We start from the raw sequence: 19,860 nt of genomic DNA on the forward strand, positions 1-19,860 counted from the left end.
GTGCGGGGGTGCGTGTGGGTGGGTGGTCGTGCGCGGGCGTGCGCGGGCGTGCGCGGGCGCGCCGCTGTCGGGCGTCACCGCCGCTGTCGTCCGACGACCACGGTGTCGCCCCATGCGCCCGCATCGGTCGCCTAGGGCCGGGAGCGTCATCCCCGCTGTCGTCCGACGACCACGATGTCGCCACATGCGCCCGCATCCACCGCACGGGGCACAGGGCCGAGACCCACGTGCGGGGTCACATCACCGTCAGGCGGATGCGTCGAGGTACACCGACCCCCGCGGCTCACGGGTCGCGTCGACCGCCCGCAGCGCCCCGAGGTGCTCCAGGGTCTGCCGCCGCTCCGCCTCGAGGGTCGCCATCCGGTCCCGCTGCGCGGCGAGCAGCCGGGAGGCGCGGCCCACCAGGTCGCGCGGCAGCGGTCCCAGCCCGGTCGGCTCGGTCCACGTGGTGGTCGCCTCCGCGGTCAGGTCGCGTTCGAGCGCGTCCAGCACGGCGACCCACGCGGCGTGGTCGGCGTCGGTGGTCACCGCGCCGGTCGCGCCGTCGCGCGTGGCGTCAGGCGACACCGAGGGCCCCGCCGGTCGACGTCACCGGGGTCGCGGTGGGCAGTGCCGCGGCGGCCTCGTGCCACGACTGACGGAGGGGCTCGAGGATCCGGATGCAGTCGCGCGTCGCCTGGACGTCCCGGTGCACGTTCGCGGTGATGAGGGAGGTCGAGGCGTAGTTGTAGATCGCGAGCAGCCCCTCGCCGCCGTCCCACACGTCGATCCGGAGCGTCGAGGACAGTTCGCCGACGATCGCCTGCGCGTGCAGGAGCTGCTCGCGCGCGGCGTCCCAGTCCGCGGTGGTCTGCGCGGCCTCGGCACGGTGCAGGTCGAGCAGCAGCCGGTCGTACAGCATCGTGACGAGCTGCGCCGGCGTCGCCGACAGGACCGCCTCGTTCGTGTACTGGGCGCGGCGCTGGTCGGTGACCGTCCGCGGCTGGGCGGCCTGGCGGAAGGCGGCGGACTGGAAGTCGAAGGCGTTCATGGGGGTTCCCGTCAACTCGTCGGCGTCGAGGCGAGGTGGCTGGCGATGTAGCTCGACTGCGACTGGAGCTTGCTGAGGCTGGTCTCGAGGGCCGCGTACTGCGCCTGCAGGGTCGCGCGGCGCTGCGTCAGACGGTCGGTCCAGCTGTCGATCTGGGTGGTGAGGTCCTTCGCGACGGACTGCTGCCCGGTGATCGACGTCGTGATCGAACCGGTGTACTTGTCCGAGGCGGACGTGGCCGCGGCGCCGACGTTCGTCGCGATGCCGGAGAGCATCGCCTGCGTGCCCTCCGGGTCCGCGGCGAGGGCCTTCTGGAACGCGGCGGCGTCGAACGTGAAGTCGCCGTCCTTGGTGATGACGATGCCGATCGACGACGGCGACTTCCCGTTCACCGGGGCCGACATCGTGCTCGTCAGGCGCTGCACGGCGTCGCGGGTGGTGGCGTCGCCGGTGAGGACGCCCGCCGTGGTGCTCGTCGTGCCCGTCGTCGGGCTCGTCGTGCTCGTGACCGCGGTGTTCGACCCGTAGTAGGCCGTGATCGCGTTGAGCGCGTCGACCAGACCGGACGCGACCGCCTGGGCCTTCGAGGTGTCCTGCCCGATCGTCACCGTGACCGGGTCGGTGGTGGCCTGCGAGACCGTGACGTCGACGCCCGGGAGCAGGTCGGTGAAGGTGTTCGTCGCACTCGTGACCGTCTGCGCCGCGGCCGTGCCCGCCCAGAGCGTGACGGAGGCGTCGCGGGCCGCCGTGACCACGGCCGCGCCGGTCGCCGACAGCACGTTCGACGCGGTGCCCGCCGTGACCTGGTCGCCACTGCCCGTGAACACCTGGAACGCCCCGGCGGCACCGGTCTTCGTCGCGGTGAACTGCAGGCGGTAGAGCTTGGTGCCGTCGGTGTCGGTGCCGGCTGCGACCTTCGTCGCGGAGACCCCGGCGCCCGACTTGTTGATCGCGCTGACGGCGTCGTCGAGCGAGCCCGAGGTCGGCGTGACGGTGGTCTGCTTGCCGTCGGACCCGACGATCGTGATCGGCGCGGCCTGGGCGTCCCACGTCGACATCGCCCGCGTGACGCCGACCTGCGCCGCGGCGGTCTGACCGACGGTGAAGCTGACCGAGCCCGGGGTCGCGGCGGCACCGGTCGCGACCGACACGCTCGTCGCCGAGCTCTTCGCCGTGAACACGTCGAGCGAACTCGGCTTCGCGGCGTCGGTGGCCTTGGTGGCGAGGGTCTGCACGAGACCGTTGATCGTCTGCAGCGACGACACGAACGCGTTGGTGTCGGTGAGCTTGCTCTTGAGCAGCGTCTGCGGGACCTGCTCGATCGACATGAGCGAGTTGATGAGGTCCGAGGTCTTGAGACCGCTGACCAGACCGTCGATGGCGAGGCTGCTCGCCGAGGACACGGACGACATCGAGGGCTCCCTGCCGTCGGTGGGTCGGGTGGTGGGAGGGTGACGCCGTCACCCGGAGGCTCGAACTCCCCCGGGTGACGGCGTCGGGGGTGCTAGCGCAGGAGCGAGAGCACGCCCTGCGTGCTCTGGTTCGCCTGCGCGAGCATCGAGGTGCCGGCCTGGCTCAGGATGTTGTCGCGCGTGTACTTGACCATCTCCTGTGCCATGTCGACGTCGGTGATGCGGGACTGCGCCGCGGTGAGGTTCTCCTTGGCCACGTTCGTCACGTTGATGGCGTGGTCGAAGCGGTTCTGGATCGCACCGAGGTTCGAACGAGCAGCCGAGACCGCCTTGATCTGGTTGTCGATCACGGTGATCGCAGCCTGAGCGTGCTCGGCGGTGTCGAACTGCACGCCAGCAGCGGTGCCTGCGGTCCCTGCAGTGAGCAACGGCGTGGCAGTGGTTTCCGAGACCTCCCCGCCGTTCCGCGCGGCGATCGTGATGCCGTTCGCCGTCTTCGTGCCGTCCGCCGCGTAGGTGTACGTCGTCGTCGCCGTGAGGTTCGCCGCGAACGCGCTGTTCGCATTGAGCGCCTTGGAGACGTCGTCGGTCGACGTGAACGCGTTGCCACCGTTCAGCTTGTCCGTCGAGATCGCCGTGGTGGTGCCATCGGCGTTCGTGACGGTGAAGGACATCCCGGTGGTGGCGAGCGTCTTCGCGTTCGCGTCGGACAGGGTGTACGCCTGACCCGAGTTGCCGCTGGTGAGGGTCTTCGCGACGTTGTCGACGTTCGCAGCGGACAGGTCGACCACGATCTGCGAGCTGTCGTTGCCGTTGGCGCCGACCTGGAACTTCAGCTGCGGCTTCGACCCGTCGAGCAGGTTGATGCCGTTGAAGTTGGTCGACGACGCGATACGGCCGAGCTCCTGCTGGAGCTGCCCGACCTCGGTCTTGATGGCGTCACGCGACGTGCCGTTGTTCGAGTCGTTGCCCGCCTGGACGGCCAGGTCACGCATGCGCTGGAGGATCGAGTGGGTCTCGGTGAGCCCACCTTCAGCGGTCTGCACGACGGAGATGCCGTCCTGTGCGTTGCGGGCGGCGACCGTGAGGCCACCGACCTGCGACTTGAGTCCCTCGGAGATCGTCAGACCGGAAGCGTCGTCGGCAGCGCGGTTGATGCGGAGACCCGTCGAGAGCTTCTCGAGGGACTTCGACAGGTCGTTCTGCGTCGAGTTCAGGTTCCGGTACGTGTTGAGTGCCGAGAGGTTGGTGTTGATGGACAAACCCATGGTGGTTTCCTCCGTGAATCCTTGGGTGGTGGTGTCTGCCCGTCCATGGGCTGACACGGGTGACTCTCGGCAGGTGCGCCGAGGTCGTTAGCGCCCGACGAGATTTCCTCGTCGAGAAGTCTCGAGCGGTGCGAGCCGGAGCGAGACTCGAGCGGTGCGAGCCGCAGGCCTAGCCCGCGGCCACGGCCGTCGGCACCGCGACCTCGTGCACCGCACGCGCGACCCCGGCACTCGCGTTCGCCGCGACCCGCGCCAGGTACGCGCTCCGTCGCGCCGCCGTCGTCCGCGAGGCCGGCTCGACCGCGGTCCCGTCGCCGTAGTGCTCGGCGAGCCCGTCGCGGAGCAGCCGCATCGCCTCGGAGCGCTGCTGCGACACGGCCGAGTGCGTGATGCCGAGCTCGGCGGCGACCTCGGTCACCGTGCGGTCGCCGAAGTACACGTTCTCGACCACGTACCGCATCCGCTCGGGCAGCGCGGCGACCGCGGCCCGGAGGTAGCGGCGCTTCTCGGCTGCGAGCAGGTCCTCGCCCGGCAGCGGCTGGTCGGCGGCGAGGGTGTCGTGCACCGTCTCGTCGATCGGACCGACCGTGCGGGCGGCGTCGCTCATGGCGCCGGCCGCGGTCTGCCGGTCGACACCCATCGCGTCGGCGATCTCCTGCACGCCGACGCTCCGGCCGAGCCGGGCGGACAGCGCCTCCTGCGTGGCGAGGGTCTCGCGGATCCGCTTCCGGGTGCCGCGCGACGCCCAGTCGGCGGAACGCATGTCGTCGGCGAGGGCGCCCGCGATCCGGGTGCGGGCGTACGCACCGAAGGGCACGCCGAGCTCCGGGTCGAACGCCTCGGCCGCGGCGACGAGGGCCAGCGACCCGACGGCGGCGAGGTCGTCACGGTCCAGGTGGGTGGCGCGGGAACGGACGTCGGCGACGATGTAGCCGACGAGCGGCAGGTGCTCCACGATCATCGCGTTGCGTGCGTTCCGGTCCATGTTCCATCCCCTGGTCGACCTGCGTGACTGACCCGTCCCTGGGCACGACGGACGACGGCCTGCGGAGGGCCGTGGTGTACGCCGAAGAGCCGCCCGGATCCGTCCGGGCGGTGCCCGCATCCCTGCGATGCGGTGCGGGGTGGTGTCCCCCGCGTGCCGTTCGAATGTATCGGCTGTGAAACCCGTGAGCGCTGTCAGGATCGACCCCAGTGCGGGGGTGCACACGGGGTTCCCCGGTCGGCATTTCTGGGGACCCAGGGCGGGGAACGGTCGTTCTTGTCCCCCGGCGCGGGTACGGACGGGAGGCACGGCGTGCTTCCCTGACGGATTCTCGCGTCCGTCGGTGCTTACGCCGCGTCCCGCCGCGTCGATAGTCGTCGGTGTCCACCGGAAGGCGGACCGACCGACCCGAACGAACCCCGAACGACCCGTCCCCCCGGGAGGAGCTGATGAGCGTGAACGACCTGTCCGCCGTCCTCTGGCGCGAGCGTGAACTGCTCGAACTGCTCACCTTCAAGCTCGAGGAGGAGCAGCTCCTGCTCGCCGCCGGGCGCTCCCGCTGGGTCTCGCACGCCAGCCGTGAGGTCGAGCAGGTCCTCGAGCGGCTCCGCAGCACCGGCCTCGAGCGTGCCGCGTCGAGCGCCGCCGTCGCCGAGGAGTGGGGCGTGCCCTCCGAGGCACCGCTGCGCGACGTCGTCGCCGCCGCACCCGCCGGCCCGTGGGGTGAGATCCTCGCCGCACACCTCACCGCGATGATGGAGCTCACGACGCAGATCGGTGCGCTCCGCGACGAGAACGACCGCTTCCTCCGCACCGCCGCCCAGGCGACCGAGGAGACCCTCGCGGGGTCGGTCACCTCCGCGGCCACGTACGACGCCTCCGGTTCGTCGGGGGCCACCGGCTCCGACGGCGCCCGCCTGTTCGAGGGGACCCTGTAGCACCGTGGTGAGCACCTTCGGATCCCTCGCGACCGCGTACTCCGGCCTGACCGCTGCGCGCACCGGCATCGACGTCACCGGGCAGAACATCGCCAACGCCGGCACCGCCGGCTACACCCGGCAGCGGGTCACGCAGTCGTCGATCCCCACCGTCCAGACCGGCTTCGTGCACGGCACCGCGGCCCTCGCCGGCCAGGGTGTCTCGGTCGACGGCGTCGCCCGGCTCGGCTCCCTGACCCTGGACGCCGGGCTGCGCGTCGCGACGGGCTCCTCGGCGTGGGCGCAGACCCGCGCCACCGCACTGTCCGACCTCGAGGACGGCCTGCACGAACCGGGCAAGGACGGCCTGTCCGCGAAGCTCGACGCCTTCTGGTCCTCGTGGAGCGGCCTCGCCGCCCACCCGGACGACCCCGGCGCCGCGTCCTCGGTGATCGCGTCCGCGTCGACCGTCGTCGGCGCACTCGCCTCCGGGTCCCGCGCCGTCGACGCACAGTGGACCACCGTCCGGGCCACCGCCGCGACGCAGGTCGGTCAGCTCAACGACGTCGCCGCACAGGTCGCCGACCTCAACGGCCGGATCCGCTCCACCCTCGCCTCCGGCGGGAGCGCGAACGAGCTGATGGACCAGCGCGACCAGCTCACCCAGCAGATCGCCGGGCTCGCCGGCGGGACCGTTCGGGCGCACGCCGACGGGACGGTCGACGTGCTGCTCGACGGCAACGCGCTCGTGCAGGGCAGCGACGCCCGCACCGTGCAGCTCGCCGGTGCCGACCGCATGGCCGACGGCCGCCCCGTGACCCTGCAGTGGGCCGGTGCCGAGCCACGCGACGTGGCCCTCGGCGGCGGGTCGATCGGCGGCGCGCTGTCCCTGCTGGCCCCCGCGTCGTCCGGCACCGGCGGTGCCCTGGCCGAGGCCGCGGCGTCCTACGACGCGGTCGCGACCGCCCTGGCGACGACCGTCAACGCGGCACACGCCCGCGGCACGACGCCGACCGGCACCACCGGCGCACCGTTCTTCGCCCTCGCGTCGGGCACCCCCGCCGCCCAGGGCCTGTCGGTCGTCCCCGTGGACGGGTCCGGCCTGGCGACGCGGAACGCGGCGAACCAGCTCGACGACTCGTTCGCCGACGCGCTCTCGCGACTCGGCACGGTCACCGGAGGTGCGGACAGCACCTGGGCGGGCTTCGTGGCGGGGGTGGGCAGCGCCTCCAGGACGGCCACGTCGGAATCGACGCTGACCGGCCTCGCACTCACCAGCGCACGCACCCAGCAGCAGTCGGGTGCCGGCGTCGACCTCGACGAGGAGAACGTGAACCTGCTGAGCTACCAGCACGCGTACCAGGGCGCGGCGCGCGTCCTGACCGCGGTCGACGAGATGCTCGACACCCTCATCAACCGCGTCGGACTCGTCGGGAGGGGCTGACCGTGATCACCCGTGTGACCACCCAGATGTCGATGGCGGCCGCCGGCGAGCGGCTGCAGGCGAACGCCGCCCGCGTCGCCGAGGCGACCCAGCGCGCCACCACCCTCAAGGCGATCGCCCGGCCGTCGGACGACCCGGTCGGCACCGGCTCGGCGATGCAGGTCCGCAAGGAGCAGGCCGCCGCGGCGCAGTACGCCCGCAACGCGGACGACGCCGTCGGCTGGCTCGCGACGACCGACAGCACCCTGACCGGGGCCTACTCGGTGCTCGGCAAGGTGCGCGACCTCACCGTGCAGGCCGCGAACTCCGGCACGATGGGCACCACCGAGCGCGACGCGTTCATCACCGAGCTCCGCGGCCTGAAGACCGACCTCGAGGCCGCCGCGAACACCACGTACGGCACCCGGTCGGTGTTCGCCGGCTCCTCCACCGACGCTGCCGCGTACACGCCCGGCACCGGCTTCGCGAGCGCCACCACGGCCGTGCAGCGCCGCGTCGGCGACGGGTCCACGATCCGGGTGGACACCCCCGGCGCCGCGGCCTTCGGCTCCGGTGACACCTCGGCGTTCGCCGTGATCGACCGCATCGTGTCCGACCTGCAGGCCGGCGTGAACGTCAACCCACGGCTGAACGACGTCGACGGTGCGATCGACGCCGTGCGCGCGACCCAGGCCGACGTCGGCGTCCGGCACGCCGCCGCGCTCACCGCCCAGGACACGCTGAAGTCGACGTCCGTGTCGCTCGAGAACCGCCGCTCGGGCATCGAGGACCTCGACCTCGCCGGCGCCGTCCTCGACCTCCAGGTGCAGCAGACCACCTACCAGGCAGCCCTCGCCGTCACCGCGAAGGTCCTGCAGCCGACCCTGATGGACTACCTCCGATGAGCATCGACCTGACCTTCCCCGTGCCCCCGTTCGGCCTGTCCCCCGCGCCGGTGTTCTCGCTCGTGCCGGTCGACGGCGTCGAGGGGCTCTTCGCGCTCACCGGCGACGACGCCCGGCTGTTCGTGCTCGACGCCGCGGTGCACCTGCCCGACTACGCGCCCGAGCTGTCCGACGAGCAGGCCGCCACGATCGGGTTGACCGACCCTGCTGAGGCGATGCTGCTCGTCGTGGCGAACCCCGGCGCGGAGTCGACGACCGTCAACCTGCTCGCGCCCGTGGTGGTCAACGCCCGCACGGCCGTCGGCGCCCAGTTCATCCTCGAGGACCAGGACCTGCCGCTGCGCGCGGAGCTCGCCCGGCGCTGAGGTGCCGGGCCGGGCGGGGTCGCCCGGGCTGCGGCTCGCCGCTGGTGATCGACACCGCCGCTGTCGTTCGACGTCGGCAATGTCGCATCATGCGCACGCACCGGTTCCGGGCGCGAACAAGCGTCACTGCCGCTGTCGTCCGACGTCGACGATGTCGCAACACGCGCACGTATGCGTCCCACCCACGAAGAAGCGTCATCACCGCTGACGTCCGACGTCGACGACGTCGCCTCCGGCACGCGCGGCGTTCCTCCACAGCCGGGAGGCGCGGCTCACCATCCACAGGTCGGCCCTCTTCCGCCAGTCCCTCGGCCCGACCGCGACAAGCTGCCGGCATGCACGAACGAGTCCTCTCAGTACCGCTCATCCGGACGAGCGGGTTCCCGCCCGCGGAACGCCGCAGCCTGCAGCGCCAGGTCCGACGCGGCACCCTGGTCGCGGTGCGGCCGGGAGCGCTGGTCGACCCGGCGGACGTGGCCGGGCTGCGTCCCGAGGAGCAGCACCTGTTGCTCGTCCGGGCGACGGCACCGCGGATCGTGCCACCCCTCGTGCTGTCGGACCGGTCCGCGGCGGCTGCTCACGGGCTGCCGTTCGTCGGCCCGACGCCGGACCGTGTCGAGGTCCGCGACCCGCGACGGTCTCGGACGGAGACCACCGCGCGGCTCCGCGTCCGGCCGGTGAGGCAGCGGACAAGCACCGGCACCGACCGGTGGTCCGGGACGCCCCCGTTCCGACCGGCCGACTTCGCCGGGGTCGTCGTCGAACCACTCGTCGACGTGCTCGTCGAGGTCGCTTCCACCGAACCGCTGCTCAGCGCGCTGCCGATGATCGACGCAGCGCTGCACGATCGGCGCATCCTGCCCGAGATGCTGGTCGACGAACTGCGCTCGGCCGACTGGAAGGGGCACGCGAAGGTCGCGGCGGCGGTCGAGATGGGGTCGGCGGCGTCAGGGTCGCCGGCGGAGTCCGTGTGCCGGGTGCGGTTCCGGCAGCTCGGGCTGGCGCAGCCCGTCCAGCAACACCGCTTCGTCCGGCCCGGGCACCGCGACGCGGTCGTCGACTTCTGGTTCCCCGACCACGGGGTCGTCGTGGAGGTCGACGGACGCGCGAAGTACGAGGACGATGCGATGCTCGCCGGGCGTTCGACCGCCGAGGCCCACTGGCAGGAGAAGCAGCGTGAGGACTTCGTCCGTTCCTTCGCAGCGGTCCGTCGGGTCGTCCGGGTCACCTGGGCGGACCTGATGGACCCCGAACGACTGCGGGCGGCGTTGGTCCGGGCAGGGTTGCCGTGCCGATGAGTACCGAGCAGACATCCGGGCCGACGCCGACGCCCGTGACCGCCCCCGCCCCCGCAGCCGGTCCCGCTCCGGCCCCCGGCGAGGGCGCACGCAGGGGGACGCTCCCGAGCGTCGCTCCCACCCGGTCCGGGTACGGTCGGCCGCATGGCTCGACAGCAGAAGAACGAGGCGATCGTGCCGATGCCGCCCGCAGCGGTCCGCGCCGGTGGCCCGGACGACCAGGACGGACGCCGCGTGCAGGAGCAGCAGACGGGCTGGGTCAAGATGCTCGACCGCGTCATCGCCGTCCAGCGGCCGGTCGTCGTCGCGCACGTGAACGCGATCCGTCGGCGCCACCCGGACGCCGACCCGCAGCAGGTCGTCCAGATCCTCGAACGGCAGTACCTGGCAGCCGTGACGACCGGCGGTGCAGCCGTGGGCGCGAGTGCGGTGATCCCGGGTGTCGGGATGGTCGCAGCCCTCGGGCTCAGCGGCGCCGAGACGGTGGGCTTCCTCGAGGCGACGGCACTGTTCGCCCAGTCGGTGACCGAGGTCCACGGCATCGCGCTCGACGACCCGGAGCGGTCGCGCACGCTCGTCATGGCGTTGATCCTCGGCTCGCCCGGGACGCAGCTCATCAAGCAGCTCGCGGGCCAGGCTGCCGGTGGTCAGGCGCGGACGGCCTTCTGGGGCGAGATGGTCACCTCGACGCTGCCGAAGCAGGTCGTGAACGGCATCGGCGGCAAGGTGCGCGACCAGTTCATCAAGCGTTTCGCCGCACGTCAGGGAGCATCGGTCCTCGGCCGTGCACTCCCCTTCGGGATCGGCGCAGCGGTGGGTGGCCTCGGCAACCACGCCCTGGGGCGGAAGGTGATCCAGGCGTCGCGCGAGGGGTTCGGCCTGCCGCCGCGCCACTTCACCATCGTGCTCGACGCGAAGCCGGTGTCGGACCGCAAGGCGAAGAAGGCGCTCGACGGCGGGAAGGCCTCGGAACCGAAGCAGCGCGGACGCTCGCGGCGTCGCGGTCGGGACCAGGACGAGGACCTCTGGGGCGACACCCCGGACCGGGACGATCCCGCCCTGCGATGATCCCGGCGGTCGGGGGCGTCAGCGACGCACGGCCCCGGCCGCCCCGACCCGGTGGTGCCGCGCGCCGCCGACGCGCCTCAGCGCCGCCGGACCGGCGTCGTCACGACCTGGCCCGCGTGTGCGAACCCGCCACCGAAGCCGAACAGCAGCGCCGGCACGCCCTCGGGCAGTTCACCACGCGACCACGCCTTCGAGAGCCCGAGCGGGACACTCGCCGCCGAGGTGTTGCCCGACTCGACGACGTCCCGCACGACGTACTTCGACTCGCCGCCGAGCGCCGCCGCGAGCGGTTCGATGATCCGCAGGTTCGCCTGGTGGAACGCGAAGACCTCGATGTCGTCGAGGGTGAGCCCGGCAGCCTCGACGACGGCGCGCGCGTGCCCCTCGGCCTCGGTGATCGCCCACCGGTAGATCGACCGGCCCTGCTGCGTGAAGTACTCCGGGTCGCGCGTGACGAGCACGGCCTCGTTGAGGTGCGGCACGCTCCCCCACGACACGGGCCCGATCTCGGCGGTGTCGGATGCACCGAGGACCGCTGCTCCGGCGCCGTCGCCGACGAGGACACAGGTCGAGCGGTCGGACCAGTCGGCGATGCTCGAGAGCGTCTCCGAGCCGATCACCAGCGCGGTGTCGGACGCCCCGACGCGGATCGACTGGTCGGCCAGTGCCATCGCGTACTCGAACCCGCTGCACGCGGTGTTGATGTCGATCGGCGCAGGCCCGTTCGTCATGCCGAGCGCGGCGGCGACACGTCCGGCGGTGTACGGCGACCGCTCGCGGTGCGTGGTCGAGGCGACGATGACGAGGCCGATGTCCGACGGCTGGAGCCCGGCGTCGGCGATGGCGTTGCGGCCGGCCTCGATGGCCATCGACACGACCGAATCGTCCGGCCCGGCGATGTGCCGGGTCTTGATCCCGGTCCGGGTGGTGATCCACTCGTCGTTCGTGTCGACCATGGTCGACAGTTCGTCGTTGGTGAGGACGCGCGAGGGCTGGTGGTGCCCGAACCCGAGGATCCGGCTGCCACGGAGAGCTGGGGTGTTCATCCGCGGCACGCTACTCCTGTCGACCGGCGCCACATGCCCAGCGCGGCATGCGCGTCGGGTGCTGGTGCCAGATCAGGCGCGGCAGGAGTGGCAAGCGCCGGGTGCGCGACAGACGCGGCGGGCGCCGAGTGCGCGGCAGTCGCGGAACGCGCCGCGTGCACGGCAGGAGCGGCGGCCGCCTTGTGGACGGCACGAACGGCGTCCGCGGCCCGCACACCAACACCCGCGTCACTCCCGCGCCGCCGCCGTCGCCCGGTCGTTGGCCCGCTTGATCGCCTCGACGAGCTCGTCCTTCGTCATCGACGAACGTCCGTGCACGTCGAGTCGTCGCGCCACGTCCATGAGGTGCGCCTTCGTGGCGTTCGCGTCGACCCCGCCCTCGGTCGTCCCGGACCCGCGCGTCCCCTCGGCGCCGGAGTCGGACGGACCGCGGTGGTCCTTCTCCTCCCAGTGGTCACCGACCTTCTCGTACTCGTGCTTCACCGCGGCGAAGGCCGTGCGGTGGGCGCGTTCGCCGGGGCCGTAGGTCTCGTTCGCCGAGTCGAGCGTCTTCTCGAAGATCTCCTGCGCGTGCTCGGGCGAACGTCGCAGGGTGCTCGGGATCTCGTCCTTCGCGGGCATCGTCGTTCCTCTCGTCGATCGGTGCTCCCCTCGTACACCCCGCACCTGGCGACACCGACGGAACACCCCGGTCCCCCGAGCGCCAGCACACGGGCGAGCGCAGCCGCACCGACGGAACGCCCCGACGCACCCCGCTGGGTACTCCCAGGGCCTGGCTCCCCCAGCCCACGCCGCGTAGACCGGCCCCATGGACTACACACACCTCGGTCGGACAGGGTTGTCGGTGTCCCGAGCAGTGCTCGGCACCATGAACTTCGGCCCGGAGACCAGCGAGGACGACTCGCACGCGATCATGGACCGGGCCCACGAGCTCGGCGTGAACTTCTTCGACACCGCCAACGGTTACGGGGGCTCGGTGGGCAAGGGCACCACCGAGGAGATCATCGGCCGCTGGTTCGCGAAGGGCGGCGGTCGTCGCGAGAAGACCGTCCTCGCGACGAAGGTCTACGGCGAGATGATCGACTGGCCGAACGGCGGCAAGCTCTCGGCGTACAACATCCGGCAGTCGCTCGACGCCAGCCTCCGGCGCCTGCAGACCGACCACGTCGACCTGTACCAGATGCACCACGTCGACCGGGACACGCCCTGGGACGAGATCTGGCAGGCGATGGAGCTCGCCGTACAGCAGGGCAAGGTGCTCTACGTCGGCTCGTCCAACTTCGCCGGCTGGCACATCGCCCAGGCGCAGGAGGCAGCCGCGCACCGGAACTTCCTCGGCCTGGTCAGCGAGCAGTCGATCTACAACCTCGTCGTCCGCGACGTCGAACGCGAGGTCCTGCCCGCCGCCCGCCACTACGGCCTCGGGGTGATCCCGTGGTCACCGCTCCAGGGCGGGCTGCTCGGCGGCATCATCGAGAAGACCGAGCAGGGCTCGCGTCGACTGTCGGGCCGGAGCGCCGAGTACGTCGAGGGACACCGGGACCAGCTGACGGCCTACGAGGCGCTCGCGAAGGACCTCGGCCACACCCCGGGCGAACTCGCCCTCGCGTGGCTCCTCCACCAGCCCGGCGTCACGGCGCCGATCACCGGCCCCCGCACGATGGAGCAGTGGGAGTCGGCGGTCCGCGCGACGGACGTACGCCTGGACGACGCGACGCTGGCGCGCCTCGACGAGCTGTTCCCCGGCCACCGCACCTCGCCCGAGGACTACGCCTGGTGAGCTGACCAGCGGCGGCCGACCGGCGCAGTCCTGCGCCGCCGGCCCACCCGACGCCGCTGTCGCGGCCACGGACGGGAGGCGCGGTGCGGGTCGCTCCGACCCGCTCCGCGCGACCTCACCCGCACACGACGAAGGGCCCCGCGCCGTGCGCGGAGCCCTTCGTCCCGACCGGCCCGACCCTGCGGGCGCTGCCGGCCGGCCGGACCTACCGGACCGAGACCGGGGTCTTGTCCGACTCCTCGTAGAGGACGTAGCCCTCTTCGCCGTGCACCGCGGTGTCGATGCCGGCGACCTCGTCCTCGGTCTTCACACGGAAGCCGATGGTCTTCTCGATGGCGAACCCGATGACCAGCGCGAGGACGAACGAGTACGCGCCGACCGCACCGGCCGCTGCCGCCTGCTTGCCGAGCTGGACGAACGAGCTTGAGTAGATGAGCCCGGTCGTGTTGGCGAAGATGCCGAGGTAGAGCGTGCCGAACACGCCGCCGACCAGGTGGACGCCAACCACGTCGAGCGAGTCGTCGAAGCCGAGCTTGTACTTGAGGTCGATCGCGAAGCAGCAGACCACGCCGGCGAGGAAGCCGAGCAGGATGCCCCAGCCCGGGGTGAGGTTGGCGCAGGCCGGGGTGATCGCGACGAGACCGGCGACGGCACCCGAGGCGGCGCCGACCGAGGTGGCCTTGCCGTCCTTGATCTTCTCGATGAGCAGCCAGCCGAGGACCGCGGCAGCGGGGGCGGCGAGCGTGTTCACCCAGGCGAGGGCTGCGGTGCTGTTCGCGGCACCGGCCGAACCGGCGTTGAAGCCGAACCAGCCGAACCACAGGATCGCGGCGCCCAGGAGGACGAAGGGCGGGTTGTGCGGCTTGTGCGCGCCCTTGGCGAAGCCGACGCGCTTGCCGAGCACCAGGGCGAGCGCGAGACCCGCGGCACCGGCGTTGATGTGCACTGCGGTGCCACCGGCGAAGTCGATGACGCCCCACGTCGCTGCCCAGCCCGAGGTGAGGTTGAAGACCCAGGAGGCGACGGGGAAGTAGACGACCGTGACCCAGATGCCGGCGAAGACCATCCAGGCGCCGAACTTCGCGCGGTCCGCGATGGCACCGGAGATGAGGGCGACGGTGATGATCGCGAACGTGGCCTGGAACCCGACGAACGCCAGGTCCGGGTACGTGGCGGCGAGCTTCGTGGCCTGCGACTGCTCGAACGCCTGGCCGAGACCGATCTGGTTCCAGTCGATGCTGAAGAAGCCGACGATGCCGGACACCGCGGTGTGGTCACCGGTGTTCGCGAAGGCGATCGCGTAGCCGTAGAGCACCCAGAGGACGCCGACGAGCGCGATCGCGCCGAACGACATCATCATCATGCTGATGACGGACTTCGCCTTGACGAGACCGCCGTAGAAGAAGGCAAGGCCGGGTGTCATGAACAACACCAGTGCAGCCATGATCATGATGAAGCCGGTTTGGCCCTGATCGAGCATCTGTTCACCTCTCGCGCGAATGCTGTGCGGCTCTCGGTCCGCCTCGGGTGCTCAGAGTCTGGCGACGCGGTGTTTCACGAGGGGGCACGAACTGTTTCGCGGGTGTAACGCCGCGACGCGGCGTGTGAACGTTGTGTTTCGTCGGCCTCCGACGTCGCCGTCAGGAGGCGGGGGAACGGCTGTGCCGTGTCGGACGGGAGGCCCGTGGCGGGCACGTCCACGGGCCTCCCGTCCGGTGCGGGGCCGGGTCCAGGGCGCGCGCCAGCGCGAGGGCGGCGAGCAGCGCGCTCACGCGCGACAGCGCGAGGGCGGCGAACAGCGCGCTCACGCGCGCCAGCGCGAGGGCGGCGAGCAGCGCGCTCGCGCCCGACAGCGCAAGATCGGTCAGCAGTCAGCAGCGCGCGACAGCGCCGTCACTCCGCAGCGCGCGACAGCGCGACGACGCGCGACGCGGCGCGCAGGTACTTCTTGCGGTAGCCCCCGTCGAGCATCGCCTGCGGGTAGACCTGGTCGAGCGGCGTCCCCGAGGCGACGATCCGCACCTGCGCGTCGTACAGCCGGTCGACGAGCGCGACCCACCGCAGGGCGTCGGTCTGGTCGGTGAACGCCTGGGCGTCGGTGAGCCCGACGGCGTCGAGCCCCTCGACGAGCGCGACGTACTTCGAGGGGTGCACGGTCGCGAGGTGCGCGACCACCGCGCGGAAGTCGTCGAGCGTCGTCGCACCGGCGGGCAGCTCCCCCGCGACGTCGTCCACCACGCGGGCCGACTCGTCGACGGCGCGGCGGCGGTAGTCGAGGCCGTCGATCCGCATCGTCTCGAAGCGGTCCGACATCGCCTGGATCTCGCGGAGGAAGTCCTGCGCCGCGAACCGGCCCTCGCCGAGCGCGCCGGGCGGGGTGTTCGACGTCGCAGCGAAGCGCGTGCCGGTCTCGGCCAGCTCCTTGATGAGCCGGGTCATCACCATCGTGTCGCCCGGGTCGTCCAGCTCGAACTCGTCGATGCAGACGAGCGACGTCCCGCGCAGCAGGTCGACCGTGCCCTGGAACCCGAGCGCCCCGACGAGCGCGGTGTACTCGATGAACGTACCGAAGGTCTTGCGGGACGGCTCCGCGTGGTACGCCGCCGCGAGCAGGTGCGTCTTGCCGACACCGAACCCGCCGTCCAGGTACACCCCCGAGCGTGCAGGTGCCTCGGGGGCCTTCCGACGGCCGAACAGCCCGCGCCTCGCGGGCTCCGGGCGAGTGGCGACGAAGGCCTCGACCGCGTCGCGCACGGCGGCCTGCGACGGGTACTCCGGGTCCGGTCGGTAGCTCGCGAAGGACGCGTCGGCGAACTGCGGCGGCGGCACGAGTGCGGCGGCCATCTGCTGCGGCGTCACCTGCGGGTCGCGATCGACGAGGTGTCCGGGCACGGAGGTCACTGCGGGGGAAGCCAATCGAGGGGCCCTTCGGGAAGCTTGTCGTGCGGTGTCACGTTGCAGGTGGCGGTCGGTACGTCCGCGTACCGTTGCCAGCAGGCACCGAGGTCCGATCCTAGTCTCGGCCCGCCCGACGTCACGCCCTGGAGGTACCCCCGATGACCGCACCGGTCGACCCGTCCGAGAAGTTCGCCGCCTACGCCCACCCGGAGCGCCTGGTGTCGACCGAGTGGCTCCAGGAGCAGCTCGACGCCGGGGTCGGTTCGCCCGACCTGGTGGTCGTCGAGTCCGACGAGGACGTCCTGCTCTACGAGACCGGCCACGTCCCCGGTGCGGTGAAGATCGACTGGCACACCGACCTCAACGACCCGGTGCAGCGCGACTACGTCGACGGCGCCCGGTTCGCCGAGCTCGTCGGCGGCAAGGGCATCGGACGCGACACCACGGTCGTCATCTACGGCGACAAGAACAACTGGTGGGCCGCCTACGCCCTCTGGGTCTTCACGCTGTTCGGCCACGAGGACGTCCGCCTGCTCGACGGCGGCCGCGCCAAGTGGATCGCCGAGGACCGCGCGCTGACGCGGGACCGCACCGAGGTCGCGCCCGTCGAGTACCCCGTGGTCGAGCGCCGCGACGACGAGGTCCGTGCCTTCAAGGAGGACGTGCTCGCCCACCTCGGCAAGCCCCTCATCGACGTCCGGAGCCCCGCCGAGTACGACGGCTCCCGCACCACCGCCCCCGACTACCCGGAGGAGGGCGCCCTCCGCGCCGGCCACGTCCCCACCGCCGTGAACATCCCGTGGGCCACCGCGGCCGCGCCGGACGGCACGTTCAAGACCCGCGAGGAGCTCGACGCCGTGTACCGCGACGGTGCCGGCATCGGCGACGCCGACGAGGTCGTCGCGTACTGCCGCATCGGCGAGCGGTCGAGCCACACCTGGTTCGTCCTGCAGCACCTGCTCGGGTACGAGAACGTCCGCAACTACGACGGATCCTGGACCGAGTGGGGCAGCGCCGTCCGCGTGCCGATCGCCGTCGGCAGCGAACCGGGTACCGTTCCCTCCCGATGAGCACCGAACTCCCCCAGTCCCTCGCCGAGATCCGCGACGACTTCCTCGAGCTGACGCAGCAGGACCGCCTCCAGCTGCTCCTCGAGTTCTCCGACGAACTGCCCGCGCTGCCCGAGCGGCTGCAGGGGCACGAGGACGAACTCGAACGCGTCGAGGAGTGCCAGTCCCCCGTGTTCATCACCGTGACGGTCGGTGCCGACGGCGACGAGCCCGACGTCGTCCGCATGCACGCCACCGCGCCGCGCGAGGCACCCACCACCCGGGGCTTCGCCTCGATCCTCGCGCAGGGGCTGTCCGGCCTGACCGCCGAGCAGGTGCTCGCCGTCCCGACCGACTACCCGCTGACCCTCGGGCTGAGCGAGGCGGTCAGCCCGCTGCGCATCCGCGGCATGGTCGGGATGCTCGGCCGGGTGCAGCGGCAGGTGCGCGCGGCGGTCGCCGCCTGACGGCGACCGCCTGATCACGACCCCCTGACGGACGGGAGGCACGGTGCCGGCTGGCACCGTGCCTCCCGTCCGTCTGCCGGTCGCGTCTACCGGGCGCTGGTCGCGTCGGTCGGCTGCACCACCTCGGTCAGCCACGCGAGGATGCGGGCGTCGAACCAGTCGGCGTCGTGGTTCCAGAGCTTGGTGTGCCGCGCGGTGGTCTGCACCTCGAGCCGGACGATGTCCGGCCGCGCCCGCGCGAGGTCGTGCGACGCGGACGACGGCACGAACCCGTCGTCGTCGCTGTGCAGGATGAGGATCGGCACCGTCAGCTCGTCCGAGCGGGCGACCATGTCGAGCTCGCGCAGGTCGACCGGGTGCTGCAGACCGGCGACCCGGTGCAGGACGGGTGTGCGGAGGACGCGCTGGGCGACCTTGCGGACCGGCCGCGGCAGCTTGAGCACCCGGCTCTGCGACTTCAGCACCGCGTGCCAGTCGACGACCGGGGACTCGAGGACGACGCCGTCGACGAGTCCGGCGAACCGAGAGCGGACGAGGGTCTGCAGCACGACCGCGCCGCCCATCGACCACCCCATCAGCACGACGCTGCTCGCACCCCGCGCGGACAGCCACCGGAGGACCGCGTCGACGTCCTCCCACTCGGTGCTGCCGAGGCCGTACCGACCGTCGGCGCTCCGCGGGGCGACGCCGTCGTTCCGCCACGACGCGAGGACGACCGAGTAGCCGGCGGCGCGGAAGACCGGCACCGCCCGGATCGTCTCGGCGCGGGTCACGCCGCGGCCGTGCACCAGGACCGCCCACGGTGCGTCGGGGTCGTCGGCGCGGACGACCCAGGCCGGTGCGGGACCGTTCGGCGTGGGGACGTCGACGTCCTCGACGGGGACGTCCAGCTCGCCGGGGGTCAGGTAGAACCAGCCGCCCCAGCGTCCGCGTCGCGCGGCGGTCGGGTCGCCCGCGTCGACCGCGATGATCCGCCGGGTGACCGTCGTCTCCGTCGTGCCGAGGACCTCGCCGATCCGCATGTGCCCGGTACCGCCGCCGAACCACAGGCTGTAGCGGCCCTGCAGCTCCGTGTCGGCGGTGCGTTCGAGCGTGACGGTCATCGCGTCGGTGTCGACGGCGTGGATCGGGACGCGTTCGGTGCGCTTGCGGTCGGGCGTCACGACGGCACGGGCGACGGCGGCGACGAAGCCACCGACCACCGCGGTGGCGACGGCTGCCGCCGCGATGCCCGCCCCCAGGGCGACGAAACCGGCCGATCGTGTGGTCTCCTGGACGACGTCCTCGGCGGGTCGCGCGGATCGGGACATGGCCGGGAGCCTAGTCTGCATGCGTGTCCGATTCCCGAGAGCCCGAGGCCTTCGCGCGACTGCGTGCGTTCGTCGAGTCGGGCGGGACCCGCACCGAGACCACCGTCACCGAGATCCCCTCGCCCTCGCGGATCGCGCCGTACTCGATCGCCCTCGCGGCGGACGTCAGCGGAGCCGTGCACGGCATCGACTCGGACCTCGGGACCGGCCGGTTCATCGCCCTGTACGACCCCGAGGAACCCGAGGGCTGGGGCGGCGCGTTCCGCGTCGTGACCTTCGCCCAGGCGCCCCTCGAGCCGGAGATCGGCGTCGACGAGTTCGTCGCCGACGTGACGTGGAGCTGGCTCGTCGACGCGCTCGCGGCGCACGGCGCGACGTACGACCGGGCATCGGGGACGGCGACCAAGATCATCTCGCGCGGCTACGGCGACCTCGCGGCCCAGGGGGACGGCGCACAGCTCGAGCTCCGGGCCTCGTGGACGCCCCGCGACGAGGACCTCACCGCGCACGTCGAGGCCTGGGAGGAGATCGTGGCGATGCTCGCCGGTCTCCCGCCGGCATCGGACGGCGTGACGCTGCTGGCTCCGAGGAGGACCACGAAGTGACCGACCCCGCCGCACCCGCCGGCACCCCCGCTCC

The 19,860-nt window shown here is 72.1% G+C and carries 20 protein-coding genes; 10 read left to right on the forward strand and 10 right to left on the reverse strand.

From position 1 onward, the window contains the following. Positions 1 to 246 precede the first annotated feature (246 nt). The 5 genes from BEP24_RS12515 to BEP24_RS12535 all read right to left on the reverse strand — a co-directional run bounded on the left by BEP24_RS12515 (position 247) and on the right by BEP24_RS12535 (position 4,695). Positions 247 to 567: a hypothetical protein gene (locus tag BEP24_RS12515; RefSeq protein WP_065963878.1), complete on the reverse strand. Its 321-nt coding sequence runs from the start codon at positions 565 to 567 to the stop codon at positions 247 to 249. Next, the gene (gene fliS / locus BEP24_RS12520; RefSeq protein ID WP_083230345.1) at positions 557 to 1,030 is read right to left on the reverse strand and encodes a flagellar export chaperone FliS; all 474 of its coding nucleotides are present in this window, start codon (positions 1,028 to 1,030) and stop codon (positions 557 to 559) included. Before fliS ends, BEP24_RS12515 begins: the two co-directional genes overlap by 11 nt. Before the next feature lie 11 nt (positions 1,031 to 1,041). Further along, positions 1,042 to 2,442: a flagellar filament capping protein FliD gene (fliD, locus tag BEP24_RS12525; RefSeq protein WP_065963881.1), complete on the reverse strand. Its 1,401-nt coding sequence runs from the start codon at positions 2,440 to 2,442 to the stop codon at positions 1,042 to 1,044. Between the two features lie 92 nt (positions 2,443 to 2,534). Continuing rightward, positions 2,535 to 3,710: a flagellin gene (locus BEP24_RS12530; RefSeq protein ID WP_065963884.1), complete on the reverse strand. Its 1,176-nt coding sequence runs from the start codon at positions 3,708 to 3,710 to the stop codon at positions 2,535 to 2,537. 169 nt (positions 3,711 to 3,879) lie between these two features. Next, on the reverse strand, positions 3,880 to 4,695 hold the full coding sequence (locus BEP24_RS12535; RefSeq protein WP_065963886.1) for a sigma-70 family RNA polymerase sigma factor: 816 nt from the start codon (positions 4,693 to 4,695) through the stop codon (positions 3,880 to 3,882). A gap of 449 nt (positions 4,696 to 5,144) precedes the next feature. Here BEP24_RS12535 and BEP24_RS12540 point away from each other — a divergent pair, with 449 nt between their 5' ends. From BEP24_RS12540 to BEP24_RS12565, 6 genes are all read left to right on the forward strand, one after another. Continuing rightward, a complete protein-coding gene (locus BEP24_RS12540; RefSeq protein WP_065963888.1) occupies positions 5,145 to 5,633 on the forward strand; it encodes a flagellar protein FlgN in 489 nt (162 codons plus the stop codon). A gap of 7 nt (positions 5,634 to 5,640) precedes the next feature. Further along, positions 5,641 to 7,056 carry a flagellar hook-associated protein FlgK gene (gene flgK / locus BEP24_RS12545; RefSeq protein ID WP_065963891.1) on the forward strand — a complete coding sequence of 472 codons (1,416 nt, stop codon included), beginning with the start codon at positions 5,641 to 5,643 and terminating at the stop codon, positions 7,054 to 7,056. A 2-nt stretch (positions 7,057 to 7,058) separates the two neighbouring features. After that, on the forward strand, positions 7,059 to 7,940 hold the full coding sequence (locus BEP24_RS12550) for a flagellin (RefSeq protein WP_065963893.1): 882 nt from the start codon (positions 7,059 to 7,061) through the stop codon (positions 7,938 to 7,940). Continuing rightward, positions 7,937 to 8,305 (forward strand): flagellar assembly protein FliW, encoded by a 369-nt coding sequence (locus BEP24_RS12555; protein WP_065963896.1) that lies wholly within the window; start codon positions 7,937 to 7,939, stop codon positions 8,303 to 8,305. The genes BEP24_RS12550 and BEP24_RS12555 overlap by 4 nt, the downstream gene beginning before the upstream one ends. Before the next feature lie 335 nt (positions 8,306 to 8,640). After that, on the forward strand, positions 8,641 to 9,603 hold the full coding sequence (locus BEP24_RS12560; RefSeq protein ID WP_065963897.1) for a hypothetical protein: 963 nt from the start codon (positions 8,641 to 8,643) through the stop codon (positions 9,601 to 9,603). 144 nt (positions 9,604 to 9,747) lie between these two features. Beyond that, on the forward strand, positions 9,748 to 10,671 hold the full coding sequence (locus tag BEP24_RS12565; protein WP_216093141.1) for a hypothetical protein: 924 nt from the start codon (positions 9,748 to 9,750) through the stop codon (positions 10,669 to 10,671). Between the two features lie 77 nt (positions 10,672 to 10,748). Here BEP24_RS12565 and BEP24_RS12570 read toward each other — a convergent pair whose 3' ends face one another. Together BEP24_RS12570 and BEP24_RS12575 are read right to left on the reverse strand one after the other, a co-directional pair. Next, complete coding sequence (locus BEP24_RS12570) at positions 10,749 to 11,717, reverse strand: beta-ketoacyl-ACP synthase III (protein ID WP_065963900.1); 969 nt, start codon at positions 11,715 to 11,717, stop codon at positions 10,749 to 10,751. A 228-nt stretch (positions 11,718 to 11,945) separates the two neighbouring features. Then, positions 11,946 to 12,338 (reverse strand): ChaB family protein, encoded by a 393-nt coding sequence (locus BEP24_RS12575; RefSeq protein WP_065963902.1) that lies wholly within the window; start codon positions 12,336 to 12,338, stop codon positions 11,946 to 11,948. A gap of 187 nt (positions 12,339 to 12,525) precedes the next feature. Here BEP24_RS12575 and BEP24_RS12580 point away from each other — a divergent pair, with 187 nt between their 5' ends. Continuing rightward, positions 12,526 to 13,497, forward strand: coding sequence for an aldo/keto reductase (locus BEP24_RS12580; protein ID WP_065963906.1), 972 nt, complete (start codon positions 12,526 to 12,528; stop codon positions 13,495 to 13,497). Positions 13,498 to 13,702: 205 nt separating this feature from the next. On the opposite strand, the gene BEP24_RS12585 is transcribed toward BEP24_RS12580, so the two are convergent. After that, positions 13,703 to 14,977 carry an ammonium transporter gene (locus tag BEP24_RS12585; protein WP_065963908.1) on the reverse strand — a complete coding sequence of 425 codons (1,275 nt, stop codon included), beginning with the start codon at positions 14,975 to 14,977 and terminating at the stop codon, positions 13,703 to 13,705. A 413-nt stretch (positions 14,978 to 15,390) separates the two neighbouring features. Further along, positions 15,391 to 16,341 (reverse strand): cell division protein ZapE, encoded by a 951-nt coding sequence (gene zapE / locus BEP24_RS12590; RefSeq protein ID WP_083230347.1) that lies wholly within the window; start codon positions 16,339 to 16,341, stop codon positions 15,391 to 15,393. Between the two features lie 212 nt (positions 16,342 to 16,553). Here zapE and BEP24_RS12595 point away from each other — a divergent pair, with 212 nt between their 5' ends. Further along, positions 16,554 to 17,465, forward strand: a complete 912-nt coding sequence (locus BEP24_RS12595) for a sulfurtransferase (protein WP_065963912.1) — start codon at positions 16,554 to 16,556, stop codon at positions 17,463 to 17,465. After that, positions 17,462 to 17,911 (forward strand): SufE family protein, encoded by a 450-nt coding sequence (locus BEP24_RS12600; RefSeq protein WP_065963913.1) that lies wholly within the window; start codon positions 17,462 to 17,464, stop codon positions 17,909 to 17,911. The genes BEP24_RS12595 and BEP24_RS12600 overlap by 4 nt, the downstream gene beginning before the upstream one ends. An 86-nt stretch (positions 17,912 to 17,997) precedes the next feature. On the opposite strand, the gene BEP24_RS12605 is transcribed toward BEP24_RS12600, so the two are convergent. Then, on the reverse strand, positions 17,998 to 19,221 hold the full coding sequence (locus BEP24_RS12605; protein ID WP_065963915.1) for an alpha/beta fold hydrolase: 1,224 nt from the start codon (positions 19,219 to 19,221) through the stop codon (positions 17,998 to 18,000). A 23-nt stretch (positions 19,222 to 19,244) separates the two neighbouring features. Between BEP24_RS12605 and BEP24_RS12610 the strand changes: the two genes are divergently transcribed. Next, entirely contained in the window at positions 19,245 to 19,826 is a 582-nt protein-coding gene (locus BEP24_RS12610; protein WP_065963916.1) for a DUF3000 domain-containing protein, read from the forward strand. Positions 19,827 to 19,860 lie beyond the last annotated feature (34 nt).

Source organism: Curtobacterium sp. UCD-KPL2560 (assembly GCF_001705035.1).
In the GTDB taxonomy this organism is placed as follows: domain Bacteria; phylum Actinomycetota; class Actinomycetes; order Actinomycetales; family Microbacteriaceae; genus Curtobacterium.

What these genes read in the sequence shown, in the direction of transcription:
- BEP24_RS12565 (WP_216093141.1), top strand. Translation starts at nt 9,748, where the DNA reads ATGGCTCGACAGCAGAAGAACGAGGCGATCGTGCCGATGCCGCCCGCA.
- BEP24_RS12600 (WP_065963913.1), top strand. Translation starts at nt 17,462, where the DNA reads ATGAGCACCGAACTCCCCCAGTCCCTCGCCGAGATCCGCGACGACTTC.
- BEP24_RS12555 (WP_065963896.1), top strand. Translation starts at nt 7,937, where the DNA reads ATGAGCATCGACCTGACCTTCCCCGTGCCCCCGTTCGGCCTGTCCCCC.
- BEP24_RS12580 (WP_065963906.1), top strand. Translation starts at nt 12,526, where the DNA reads ATGGACTACACACACCTCGGTCGGACAGGGTTGTCGGTGTCCCGAGCA.
- BEP24_RS12585 (WP_065963908.1), bottom strand. Translation starts at nt 14,977, where the DNA reads ATGCTCGATCAGGGCCAAACCGGCTTCATCATGATCATGGCTGCACTG.
- BEP24_RS12530 (WP_065963884.1), bottom strand. Translation starts at nt 3,710, where the DNA reads ATGGGTTTGTCCATCAACACCAACCTCTCGGCACTCAACACGTACCGG.
- BEP24_RS12570 (WP_065963900.1), bottom strand. Translation starts at nt 11,717, where the DNA reads ATGAACACCCCAGCTCTCCGTGGCAGCCGGATCCTCGGGTTCGGGCAC.
- BEP24_RS12540 (WP_065963888.1), top strand. Translation starts at nt 5,145, where the DNA reads ATGAGCGTGAACGACCTGTCCGCCGTCCTCTGGCGCGAGCGTGAACTG.
- fliD (WP_065963881.1), bottom strand. Translation starts at nt 2,442, where the DNA reads ATGTCGTCCGTGTCCTCGGCGAGCAGCCTCGCCATCGACGGTCTGGTC.
- zapE (WP_083230347.1), bottom strand. Translation starts at nt 16,341, where the DNA reads ATGGCCGCCGCACTCGTGCCGCCGCCGCAGTTCGCCGACGCGTCCTTC.
- BEP24_RS12560 (WP_065963897.1), top strand. Translation starts at nt 8,641, where the DNA reads ATGCACGAACGAGTCCTCTCAGTACCGCTCATCCGGACGAGCGGGTTC.
- BEP24_RS12575 (WP_065963902.1), bottom strand. Translation starts at nt 12,338, where the DNA reads ATGCCCGCGAAGGACGAGATCCCGAGCACCCTGCGACGTTCGCCCGAG.
- BEP24_RS12595 (WP_065963912.1), top strand. Translation starts at nt 16,554, where the DNA reads ATGACCGCACCGGTCGACCCGTCCGAGAAGTTCGCCGCCTACGCCCAC.
- BEP24_RS12605 (WP_065963915.1), bottom strand. Translation starts at nt 19,221, where the DNA reads ATGTCCCGATCCGCGCGACCCGCCGAGGACGTCGTCCAGGAGACCACA.
- fliS (WP_083230345.1), bottom strand. Translation starts at nt 1,030, where the DNA reads ATGAACGCCTTCGACTTCCAGTCCGCCGCCTTCCGCCAGGCCGCCCAG.
- BEP24_RS12535 (WP_065963886.1), bottom strand. Translation starts at nt 4,695, where the DNA reads ATGGACCGGAACGCACGCAACGCGATGATCGTGGAGCACCTGCCGCTC.